General features: G+C 57.6%; 5 protein-coding genes. All 5 read left to right on the top strand.

Annotated features, from left to right (window positions below; translation table 11 throughout):
- Nucleotides 1-2 precede the first annotated feature (2 nt).
- Complete coding sequence (locus CKF42_RS11115; protein WP_009089505.1) at nt 3-1,412, top strand: EmmdR/YeeO family multidrug/toxin efflux MATE transporter; 1,410 nt, start codon at nt 3-5, stop codon at nt 1,410-1,412.
- A 179-nt stretch (nt 1,413-1,591) separates the two neighbouring features.
- Entirely contained in the window at nt 1,592-2,704 is a 1,113-nt protein-coding gene (locus CKF42_RS11120; RefSeq protein ID WP_111208203.1) for a beta-propeller fold lactonase family protein, read from the top strand.
- 138 nt (nt 2,705-2,842) lie between these two features.
- Nucleotides 2,843-2,998, top strand: a complete 156-nt coding sequence (locus CKF42_RS21245; RefSeq protein ID WP_009089509.1) for a hypothetical protein — start codon at nt 2,843-2,845, stop codon at nt 2,996-2,998.
- Between the two features lie 395 nt (nt 2,999-3,393).
- On the top strand, nt 3,394-5,061 hold the full coding sequence (locus tag CKF42_RS11125) for a ShlB/FhaC/HecB family hemolysin secretion/activation protein (protein WP_111208202.1): 1,668 nt from the start codon (nt 3,394-3,396) through the stop codon (nt 5,059-5,061).
- 15 nt (nt 5,062-5,076) lie between these two features.
- Nucleotides 5,077-12,322 (top strand): filamentous hemagglutinin N-terminal domain-containing protein (locus CKF42_RS11130; protein WP_146239935.1); only part of this gene is annotated, 7,246 nt, incomplete at its 3' end.

The raw sequence follows: 12,322 nt of genomic DNA on the forward strand, positions 1-12,322 counted from the left end.
TGATGCAGGCGATCAGGCGCACGGCGTGGTACCCGAAACGTCGCGCTTATCGCACGCTCTACTGGCGTGAAATATCGCCATTAGCAGTGCCTATCTTTTTCGAGAACGCCTGTGTGCTGTTGATGGGCGTACTGAGCACCTTCCTGGTCAGCTGGCTGGGCAAAGAGGCGATGGCGGGCGTGGGCCTGGCCGACAGCTTCAACATGGTGATCATCTCGTTTTTTGCCGCCATCGATCTCGGCACCACGGTGGTGGTGGCGTTCAGCCTGGCTAAACGCAACGGCAAGCGCGCCCGCGCCGCCACGCGTCAGTCGCTGGCCATGATGACGATACTCGCCTTCGTACTGGTGATTGCCATCGAGTTCTGGGGGCATCTGATTATTGATGCGATTGCGGGATCGGCCGAACCCAAAGTCAAAGCGCTGGCGCTGAGCTACCTCCAGACCTCCGCCTGGAGCTATCCGGCTGCCGCCATCACCCTGATTGGCAGCGGGGCGCTGCGCGGCGCAGGCAACACCAAAATCCCGATGCTGATTAACGGCGGCATGAATATCCTTAACATCATCATCAGTAGCGTGCTGATCTACGGCTGCTTCTCCTGGGACGGTTTAGGGTTTATCGGTGCCGGGCTGGGGCTGACCATTACCCGTTATATCGGGGCAATCGCCGTGATTTACGTGCTGATGATCGGCTTTAACGCCTCCCTGAAAATCACCCTGTCGAGCTATTTCCGGCGCTGGAACAGCAGCATCCTGATGGAAGTTTTAGGTATCGGCGTGCCTGCCAGCATCGAGTCGGTGCTGTTCAACGGCGGTAAACTGCTGACTCAGGTCTTTGTCGCCGGGATGGGCACCAGCGAGATTGCCGGTAACTTTATTGCCTTCTCGGTGGCGTCGCTGATCAACCTGCCGGGCAATGCGCTGGGGTCCGCTTCGACCATTATTACCGGCACCCGACTGGGTAAAAATCAGGTGTTTCAGGCGGAGCGCCAGGTGCGGCATGTTTTCTGGCTGGCGACGATCTGTCTGAGCGCGATAGCGCTGATGACGGTGCCGCTGGCCGGATTGCTGGCGCGCTTTTACACCAGCGATCCCGAGGTGATAAACGTGACGAAACACCTGCTCTGGCTCAACGCCCTGTTCATGCCGCTCTGGGCCGCCTCCTGGGTGTTGCCCGCCGGACTCAAAGGCGCACGCGATGCGCGCTACACCATGTACGTGTCGATGTTCAGTATGTGGGGCGCGCGCGTGGTCGCGGGCTATCTGCTCGGCATTGAACTGGGCATGGGCGTCACCGGCGTCTGGCTGGGGATGTTCCTCGACTGGACGGTGCGCGGTGTCTTCTTCTGGTGGCGACTCAACAGCGGCAAGTGGCTCGATCGCTATCGTCAGATGCTCGCTAAAATCGGCTAGCGGCCTGCTCACGCCTTCTCCGGTGCGGGGAAGGCGTGGCGCATTCCGATGTAAAACACCCCAGCCGTCACATCTCCAGACTTTTACGCTACCGTTCAGGCAGTTGCACAATGCGCGACGCGCCCGGCCTGGCTATCGTCATTCGGATGCCCGGACCCGATAATCAGAAAGGTGATTCTATGAACCGTTTTAAAACGGCGCTGGCGCTTCTGCCGCTCCTCTGTAGCCCGTCAGTATGGGCAACGACCTTTGTTTATGTTTCGAATGCGGAGTCGGGCACCGTCTCCCGCTATGCGCTTAATGAGGCCACTGGCAGCCTGCACTGGCGCGGCGATACCCCCGCCGGGGGAAAGATTATGCCGCTGGCGGCCAGCCCGGATGGCCAGCACCTCTATGGCGCACTGCGCAGCCCGCCTTACGCCATCGTCAGCTGGCGCGTGACCCGTCCGCATGGCGACCTGCAGAGAATGGCGGTGACACCGGTCGCGGCCAGTTTTCCGTGGATCACCACCGACCGGCGCGGTCACTTTCTGCTGGCGGCATCCTATGACAGCGATATCGTCACCAGCAACCGGATCGATAGCCAGGGCAGAGTGACGGAGCAGGTCACGGGCGAGGTGAAGACCGGGCCGCACGCCCATTCCGTGATCACCGACGTCAGCAATCACGCCCTGTACGTCGGCAACCTGGGGACCGATCGGGTGCTGCAGTATGCCTTCAGTGACGATGGCGTCATCACCCCGCTGGGTAAAGGGTTCGTTCAGGGCGAGAAAAACAGCGGGGCGCGGCATTCGGTGATCTCACCGGATAATCGCTTTGTCTATAACCTTGCGGAGATGAGCGGCACCATCACCCAGTTCCGGCGGGCGGCGGATGGCTCCCTGACGGCGTTGAAGCGCTGGCCGAATGCGGTGGCGAAGCGCTATAACCTGCAGCACGGCGAGCAGCGCCCGGCGGGCTACAGCAATCCCACGCCACGTATCTGGGCGGCAGACATTCAAATCACGCCGGACGGGCACTTTATCTATGTGACCGAGCGGACATCCAGCACCGTCAGCGGTTACCGGGTCGATAAAGCGTCTGGTGAGTTAACGCTGATCGGCAGCTGGCCGGTGGAAAAACAGCCGCGCAGTATCGCGATTGATGCACAGGGAAAATGGCTGATCGTCAGCGGAGAGGAAAGCGCAGTGACAGGCAGCTACGCCATCGACCCCGCCAGCGGCGAGCTGAAACGGGTATCAGAAGCTCCCGCCGGTAAAGGGGCTAACTGGGTTACGCTCATCGCACAGTAAAGCGGCGCCATCCGGTGGCTGGCTGGCCGGGCAGGGCGCGTTATGCCAGTTCCGGCATAAGCAGTGCAGAAATTTTTGGTTCAGATCCGGCGGATAAGCGGGTTTACTCAGGGCATCAACTGATGCGGAGAGTCTGAGATGAAACAGAAACTGAAAGCCTGGTTTGAACAGCTGCTGAGCGGCCCTGCGGCGGATGACGCCGGGCGCGATATTAACGTCGAACTGCTGCTGCCGCTGAGCCAGCTCTATGGTCTGGAATATTACCCGGCGGTGCATCGCTACCATGAAAAATAGCGGTTGTTGTCTTACTGGTTAAAGGCCCGCTTACTGAGCGGGCCTTTTTGCGTTTTAAAAGCGGCAATGACTTCCGCCCGCAACCCTGAGCGAGACAACATTTAATTCCCGCTCAATCCTCAGCGCTGTTACTTAAATCAGACATCCTGCGTCGATATTCCTTCACAACCGCATCGGATTACATTCATATCGTTAACACTCGAAAAAACACCCTTTGTAAATAATGTCTCATGCGCATTAAAAATTTGGCTTAACGAATGTTTTTACACTGCCAGTTTTACTTTCGCCGTCATGAGGTTGTTATTTTAAGTCAATAAGGAACTTCTGATTATTAAGGTGTTAATCTGCACGCCTGTCCTTACACAAAACTTACAATTAGCGTTGTTAAACCTTCGATGAAAATGCCGCAGACAGGGATGTGGCTGGCTTTCGGAGCCAGTGTTTTTATAAGCAACGTCATGGCGGCGCCGGTCACGCCCGGCGACCTTGATGTTATTCAGAATCAGCAGCAGCAGCGTCTGCAACAGGATCAGCAGCAGCGCGATGCGTTAACGCAGTCACATCAGGTGGCACTGCCTCAAAGTAAGCCCGCGCAGGTCTATGGTCCCTGCTTTGATATTCGCCAGATTATCCTGCAACAGGCCACCTTAATCACGCCAGCGCAGCAGGCGAAACTGGTCGCCCCTTATACCAATCAGTGTCTGACGCTGGAACGTATTAACCAGCTGGTACGCGCAATATCCGACTGGTATGTCCAGCGCGGCTATATCACCAGCCGTGCTTTTCTGACGGAACAGAATCTCTCCCGCGGAGTGTTAACGATTACGGTGCTGGAAGGCAGGCTGGAAGAAATTCGTTTGCAGGGTGCCCCTTCACACCAGCTGAAAATGGCCTTTCCGGGCCTGGCCGGTCGTATTTTAAATTTGCGTGATATTGAACAGGGCATGGAGCAGATCAACCGCCTCCGCACAGAGCCGGTGCAGATTGAGATCATCCCGTCGACTAAGCCCGGCTACTCCATCGTTAATCTGACCAGTAAACCTGAATTTCCGCTGACGCTGGGTCTGAATATGGACAACAGCGGGCAAAGAAGCACCGGTGTCGGCCAGCTTTCCGCCTCGCTGGTGGGTAACGATCTTCTGGGGTTGGCCGATCGCTGGTTTGTGAGCGGCGGTCGCAGCAGTGCGTTCAGCGACTGGCGTGACGCGCAGAATTTTCAGGCGGGTGTCAGCGTGCCTTATGGCTACGGGCTGCTGGATTACAGCTATAGCTGGAGCAACTACCACAGCCGCTTCAACGCGAACAGCTTCGACTGGTACAGCAACGGCGATAACATCTCAAACCGCCTCAGCGGTTCGTGGGTCCTGTTCCGCAATGGACAGATCAAAACCGGTGTTCAGCTCGGACTCAGCCACTATATCAGCCATAACTGGCTGAATCAGACACTGCTTCAGAGCAGCAGCCGCAAAATCACCAGTCTGCAACTCGGCGTGAATCATACGCAAAAAGTGGCAGGCGGCGTGGCCACCTTTAATCCGATGCTGAGCCGCGGGATGCCGTGGTTCGATGCCGAAAGCGACAGCGGTAAACGCGACGATCTCCCCAAAGCACAATTCCGCAAGTGGAGTGTCAGCAGCAGCTATCAGCGACCATTGACACAGAAAATGTGGTGGCTCAGCAGCCTCTACGCCCAGTGGTCACCCGATCGCCTCTATGGCAGCGAACGCCTGACGATAGGCGGTGAAAGCTCTGTTCGCGGCTACAAAGAGCAATACCTCTCCGGGGATGTCGGCGGTTACCTGCGCAACGAACTCAACTACACGCTGTTTACGCTGCCAGTGATTGGCGAAGTCAGCTCCACGCTGGCCCTGGATGGCGGATGGCTGCAGAGCGACAGACAGGATCGCTATGCCGCCGGCACGTTGTGGGGCAGTTCGCTGGGACTGGGTACCCGCAACGCTCATGTCTCCACGCAGCTGTCGCTGGGCATTCCCGTCAGCTATCCCGACTACCTGGCGCCCGATCGCCTCAGCGTTTACGCACGTATTGGACTCGTTTTCTAAAAAAAGGCCCTGATTATGGATGATCAATTACCGATTTCACTGCCGCGTCGTCTGCTGAGCTATCTCATCTGCTCGCTGATTGCATTTCAGCCTCTGCTGCCCGCTTTTTCTGCCGTGATTACGCCTGCGACGCCGGGAACGCAGGTGGATAGCGCCGGAAATGGCGTGCCGGTCGTTAACATCGCGACACCCAATGCGTCGGGCCTGTCCCACAACCAGTACCAGAATTATAACGTCGGCCAGGAAGGGCTGATCCTGAACAACGCCACCGGCCGGCTGACGCAGACGCAGCTGGGTGGACTCATCCAGAACAACCCGAATCTGAAAGCGGGGCAGGAAGCCCGGGCAATCATCAACGAGGTGGTGGGGGCCAACCGCTCGCAGCTTCAGGGCTACACCGAAGTGGCGGGAAAAGCAGCCAACGTGATGGTCGCCAACCCCTACGGCATCACCTGTAACGGTTGCGGCTTTATCAATACGCCAGATGTGACGCTCACCACCGGTAAACCGCAGCTTGATGCGCAGGGGAATCTGCGGTCGCTGGAAGTGACGAAAGGCGCCATCACCGTTGAGGGTAAAGGGCTGGATGGCAGCCAGGCCGACGCTGTCTCGATCATCGCGCGCGCAACAGAAATTAACGCGGACATTCATGCCAGAGATCTCAATGTCACGCTGGGCGCAAACCGGGTCGGTGCTGATGGCAGCGTGACACCTGTCGCGGGCGAAGGGGCTGCGCCGTCAGTCGCCGTGGATACCGGTGCGCTGGGCGGGATGTATGCGAACCGCATCCATCTGGTCTCCAGCGAAAACGGAGTCGGCGTTAATCTCGGCAACCTCAACGCGCGTCAGGGCGATATGGTGCTGGATGCGCAGGGGCGGCTGAGCATCAATAACAGCCTGACCAACGGTAACCTGACGGCCAGAGGCAGCAGCATTGCGCTGCAGGGTGAGCATAAAGCGGGTGGCAACGTCGCACTGACTGCACAGCAGGAGATTGCCTTAACAGGCGCAAAACTCGGCAGCGACGCGTCGCTCGACCTTAACAATCAGGGTCAGATAACGCTTAAAGGCAGCAGCCTGACCGCAGGCCAGAGCGCCCGTCTCAGCAGTGGCGCTCTGAGCATCGATAAAAACAGCAGCGGCAATGCGGCTGACCGGATGCAGCTTTCCGCCACCTCTCTGCTACAGAATGAGGGTCAGCTGACCGCAACTAAGCAACTGGATATCCAGGCCGCACAGGTGGTTAACCGTGGCAGCCTGACCAGCCACGGCGAGGCGAAGCTCCGCAGCAACAGCCTGCAGCAGCAGGGCATGCTGCTCTCTGAGGGCACCAACACGGTCGTCGTTGCCGGCAACCTGAGTAATAGCGGGGAGATCAGCGGCAGCAGTCTGAACGTTCAGGGCGACACCATCGATAACAGCGGCAGGCTGTTAAGCGCCGGGGATGCCCTGATCACAGCGAACACTCTTCAGCAGCGCGGCACTCTTTCAGCCAGCAGCAAAAATCAGCTTAACGTGACCGGTGCGCTGAACAACAGCGGGGAGATCAGCGGCGGTAGCCTGAACGTTCAGGGCGACACGATTGATAACAGCGGCAGGCTGTTAAGCGCCGGTGACGCGCTGATCACAGCCAGTCACGTCAGGCAGCGCGGTATCCTGTCCGCCACTAACCGTAATCAGCTGAATATTGCTTCAGAACTGAACAACAGTGGCGAACTGAGTGGCAGCAGTCTGGCGATTCACAGCGGTTCGCTGCTCAACAGCGGCAGCCTGCTGGGTAGTCAGGAGGCGGATATCACGTCCGGTAGCCTGCAGCAGGATGGAACGCTCTCCTCCCAGGGAAGGGTGCAGCTGAACGTGGCCGATCGGCTAAGTAACAGCGGGGAGCTGAGTGCGGGCCGTCTTGATATCAACAGCGGTACGCTGACGAACAAAGGAAAAGTCATCAGCAGCGGCGACACCACGCTGACGGCGAAACGTCTGGATCAGGACGGTGCACTCTCTGTACAGGGTAACGCAACGCTTAACCTCGCCGACGCGCTCAGTAACAGTGGCAACATCGTCAGTCAGCGGTTGCAGATTGACACTACGGCCCTGAAAAACAGCGGCGAAATGGTCAGCAACGGCGATGCCGTGGTTAACGCCGATACGCTGCAGCAGAATGGCTCCATCACAGCCCGCGGTGACGCGCAGATGACCGCCCGTGGCTGGCTGGAAAATCAGGGAGCCATCAGCAGTCAGAACGCCCTTATTCTGAACAGCGCAGAGCTGCGTAATAGCGGGTCATTAACCGCGCCTGAACTGACGCTGAACGCCGCGCAAATCAGCAACGGCGGCCTGCTGCAGGGCAACAGATTACTCTCCATCAGGGCCACACAGCTGGATAATCTTGCTGCGGGCACAATCAGCTCCGACAACGATTTTACGCTTGGCCTGCCACAACTCAGTAACAGCGGACTGATCACCAGTGGCAAAACGTTGCTGCTGAGTGGTGACCAGCTGAACAACAGCGGCGAGATTAACGCCGCCAGCCTGAGCAGCACATTCAGACGCGTAAGTAATCAGCCGAGCGGAAAATTGCTGGCGGACGACCAGATCCGCCTGCAGGGTGATGCGCTGAACAATCAGGGGACAGTCGCTGCCGGCGCAGTGAACAGTGACGTCAGCCTGCTGGAAAACAGCGGCACGCTGCAGGGTAACAGGGCTCTCTCGCTGCAGGGCAGCGGGTTAACCAACAGCGGCACGCTGCTCAGCGCAGGGCAGCTGAGCGTGAAACAGCAGACCCTGGACAACAGCGGACTGCTTCAGGGCAAACAGCTTACCGTTCAGACCAGCCGCTGGCAGAACAGCGGCAATGTGCTGAGCGAGACCGATGCCGATCTGCAAAGCAGTACGCTGGAGAACAGCGGTAAGATTCTGGGGCAGCAGGGCATCGGACTGAAGGCTGACCACACTGACAACAGCGGCTGGCTGATGGCAAAGGTACTGACGCTGCGCGGTGACATGATTAACAGCGGTCTGCTGCAGGGTAATCGTCAGCTTTCACTGGAAGGCAGCCAGCTGGACAATCAGCAGGGAGGCCAGCTGCTCACGGATGGCGCGCTCACCGGAAACGTGGCGACGCTGACTAACCACGGCGCCATCCAGGCCGATGAGATGGTGCTCAACGCCGATAGGGTGCAGAACGGCGGCAATGTCCGCGCCGGCAAAGCGTTAACCGCCGTGGTCAATGGTGCGCTGGCTAACAGCGGCAGTCTGCTCAGCCAGCAGCAGATGAATCTGCAGGGCACAGCCATTGAGAACACGGGAACGCTGGCGGCGAATAACCTTAGCCTCCATTCACCTACCCTTAGCAACGACGGGCTGCTGCAGGGCAACAGCAGCTTAACGCTCGATCATCAGCAACTCCATAACTTCCATGACGGCCAGTTGATCGCCGGGGGACCGCTGACCCTGACGCTCGATCAACTTGATAATCAGGGCCTGCTGCAGGTCAGCGGGGCGCTGGCAATCAACAGCAACCGTCTCAGTAACAGCGGACGGATGTTAAGCGATAATCTCGGTCTTGAGATTAACGATTCGCTGAGTAACAGCAGCACAGGAGAGATCCTCAGCGCCAGCCAGGCCGATCTGCATGCGCAGACGCTCAGCAACAGCGGGCAGATTGCGGCGAAGCAGCTCAGCGCCAGCGGCAACACGCTGGAAAATAGCGGGCTGCTACAGGGCGAGACGCTGCTGGATCTCCGGTTCGCCCAGCTCCACAACGGCAACGGTGGTCAACTGCTGAGCGGCGATCGGCTGGTTATCCAGGGTGGCAGCGCAGTCAATGATGGCAGCTGGCAGGGTCAGCAACTCGATTTCACACTGGACTCGCTCAGCAATCACGGCAGCATCACTGGCATCCATGCTTTGCAGGGGCATGTCGCCAGCGATCTGATTAACAGCGGCACGCTGGTCAGTCAGGGTGATAGCGATCTCAACGCCAGCACGCTGCACAACAGCGGCAAAATCATGGCGAACCGGCTGGGGTTACAGGCTACCCGCCTGAACAATGACGGTCTGCTGCAGGGCAGCACGGCACTGACTGCACAGGCTGATAACCTCACACAATCGGCCGGTGGCAAAACGCTGAGCGGTGGAGCGCTGACGCTGAACGCGGGCCAGCTCACCACTCAGGGTGTGCTGCAGGGTGAGCAGGCAACGGTAAACGCGGACAACTGGCTGCATCAGGGATCGCTGCTGGGCAGCAAGGATCTGATCGTCAGCATCAGCAATGAACTGCAGAACGCCGGCGCTTTACTGAGCCAGGGCAGGGCGCAGATCGCGGCCAACACGCTGAACAACAGCGGTTCACTGCTCGGTGAAGGAGCGATGACCCTGAACGGAGCCGTCCTGAATAACCGCGGTTCGGTGCAGGGTAAAACCCTGACCATTACGCCCGCGAGCGTCATTAATCAGGGCAGCCTGATCGGGCTGCAGGCATTAACCTTTGCGGCGATGCCGCAGGTCAGCGGGCGGATGCTGCTCAGAGCACTGGCCGCGCCAGCACGCCAGTTAATGAATAACCAGGGGGGATCGCTGCTGACGCAGGGCACGCTGAACATCAACGGCGGAGATGTTGTGAATAACGGCAGCTGGCAGGGACAGCAGATCCTGCTGAATGCCCGGCAGCTGACCAATAATGGCGCGATCCAGAGTGCGGATGCGCTGCAGCTGATTCTGTCCGATCGCCTTGATGCGGGCGCAGGCAGTAAGATTTCGGCGAATGGCACGGCGGCGCTGCAGGCTCTGACGCTGGCCAATCAGGGCGAATGGATTGCCCGTAATCTGACGCTGCGGGGCGACACGTTAAACAATAACGGTGCCGTAACCGGTGTCGAGGCGCTGACGGTGGGCCTGAACGGCGCACTGACCCAGCAGCAGGATAAAACGCTACTCAGCGCAGGCAGGTTAACGCTTCAGTCATCCTCGCTCAACAATGCCGGGCGCGTGCAGGGCGGCGACCTGCAGATCACTTCAGGTGCAGTGGATAACAACGGGCGCTTACAGGGTGATAGCAATCTGCTGATTAATGCCGGCGGACGCATTACCAATGGCGGCAGCGGCACCCTGATCACGCAAAATACCCTGACGCTGACCGGGCCGGAACTCTTCAACTCTGGCCTGATTCAGGGCAACGGCAACAGTGTGGCGACCCTAACCGGTTTAACGCAAAACGATGGCCGGTGGCTTTCGGGTGGTGCGCAGACGCTGAATACGCCGCAGCTGAATAACAACGGCTGGTTACAGGCGTCGCAGCTGATTCTCAATGCGACCAATGCCAGCAACAACGGCACGCTGCTGGCCGACGGCCAGGGCACACTGACCGGTAATGGCTTCAGCAATCAGGGCACAGCCCAGGGCGGCAATCTTGAGGTCAATTATCAGCAGGTCAACAACAGCGGAACGCTGCTGGGTAACAACCGGCTGAGCGTGATGGCTGCTCAGGTGGGCCAGCCGGGCAGCGGTCGCCTGTTCAGCGGCGGCGATCTGCTGGTTCACAGCAACGGCTTTGATCAGCGCGGTCAGGTAGTGGCGCTGGGTAACGCCACGCTGGACATCGCCAATGGCTTTACCGGTCGCGATGTGCTGGCGGCAGGCGGGCGCCTCACCGTCAGCAGTAACGGCGCGATAGATAACCAGGGCACGATGCAGGGCGGGGCGCTGACGCTGAGTGCAGGCGGCGATCTCACCAATAATGGTCAGCTCACTACCGGTTCCGGTGACAGTGCGTTAAGCGGCAATCGCATCGCCATGAACGGGAATGGCACGCTGCAGGGCGGCGGTAACATCAACCTGGCCAGCCGCAGCGATATCACGCTGGACGGGTTCACCGGGACTGCTGGCAATCTGGTGCTCAGCGCACCAGGCAGTATCGTTAACACCGCGCTGCTCTATGCGGGCGGTAACCTTTCTCTGTTTGCCAACAGCATTCGTAACCAGCGTGCCGATATGCTGGCAGGCGGCAGTATGTGGCTTCAGGGTGACGCGGCGGGGAATGCCAACAGCGAAGTAATTAACACCTCCGGCACCATCGAAACGCAGAACGGCGATATCACGATTAATACGGGGCATCTGCTGAATACGCGGGATGGGTTGAGTGTCGTACAGCAAACTACCCAAGTACAACTTAAAAATGGTATTGGTAATTCAACTATTGATGTTCCCATCACGGATTTGCCAGCAGGAAGTTATGGCTACTATGTCAAGTCCGGCAAACACCAGGTAGGGCCATGTAATAGCCATGGAGCCTGTAGTTATGTTCCTTATACTAATTACTACTACGCACCTTTTGCAGGAAAGGATCAACTCAAATACTTAACTTCGCAAATAAAAACTGAAGTAACTAGCTCTGCGGGTGCTGCACGTATTGCTTCAGGACGTAATATTTTAGCAAACACGAACTCTTTAGATAATCAGGCGAGCCTTATAATTGCCAATGGAAATATTGCCTTACACGGTAGCCAATTAAATAATCAGAGTTTTCAGGATGGGGTAAATAATGATTATTTAACTTATAAATATGGCAATAATAAGAAACCTTCATATGCAACAAAAAAAACTGAAACAGTTAGTAAAACAACGACTTTCAAAAACAAATCAATAACTTATTCGCTTACAGGTCATGATAGCGAATATCTTCCAGGTCAACTTTACCGCGCCGTTATTCAGGCAGGCGGTAACGTCTCTGCTAACTTTAGCGGCGATATCAGTAATACAAATACCACCGCAAATGCCGGCTGGAGTGGCAATACGCTTTCTGCTCCGGCCCTGCGCGGATTAACTGCCATAGGCACCGCTGGCGCGCAGTCTCACCAGCAGCTGGCTAATGCCGATAAAGCCGCAATCAATACACCGCAATGGCGCAATCAATTGCAGAATGCGCTGCAGCAGGTCAATGGCGCAGGAGCGCTGGAGACGGCCTCACCTGGCAGCGCCTCGCTGACGCAGTACGCAACGGCAGGTAAAAACAACGCACTTCTGGGCAAGGCCCTTAACCTGAATAACGCTGCTCAGGGTTCTGCGACACTGCATAACTACAAGGCTGCTGAAGTTGATATCAGTGCCTATCCTTTACCTTCGGGCGAAAACGGCTACTTTGTCGCGTCAAAAGCCAATAGCCGCTACCTGATTACCGTTAACCCTAAACTCAACGGCCTTGGGCAGGTTAATCAGGGGCTGTTCAATGACCTGAATACACTCCTTGGCAAACAGCCTGCTA

The sequence above is a fragment of the Pantoea sp. ARC270 genome, assembly GCF_003236725.1.
GTDB classification, from domain to species: Bacteria; Pseudomonadota; Gammaproteobacteria; order Enterobacterales; family Enterobacteriaceae; genus Pantoea; species Pantoea anthophila.

Coding starts and splice junctions, on each gene's coding strand:
- CKF42_RS11115 (WP_009089505.1), top strand. CDS start 3: ATGCAGGCGATCAGGCGCACGGCGTGGTACCCGAAACGTCGCGCTTAT.
- CKF42_RS11120 (WP_111208203.1), top strand. CDS start 1,592: ATGAACCGTTTTAAAACGGCGCTGGCGCTTCTGCCGCTCCTCTGTAGC.
- CKF42_RS21245 (WP_009089509.1), top strand. CDS start 2,843: ATGAAACAGAAACTGAAAGCCTGGTTTGAACAGCTGCTGAGCGGCCCT.
- CKF42_RS11125 (WP_111208202.1), top strand. CDS start 3,394: ATGAAAATGCCGCAGACAGGGATGTGGCTGGCTTTCGGAGCCAGTGTT.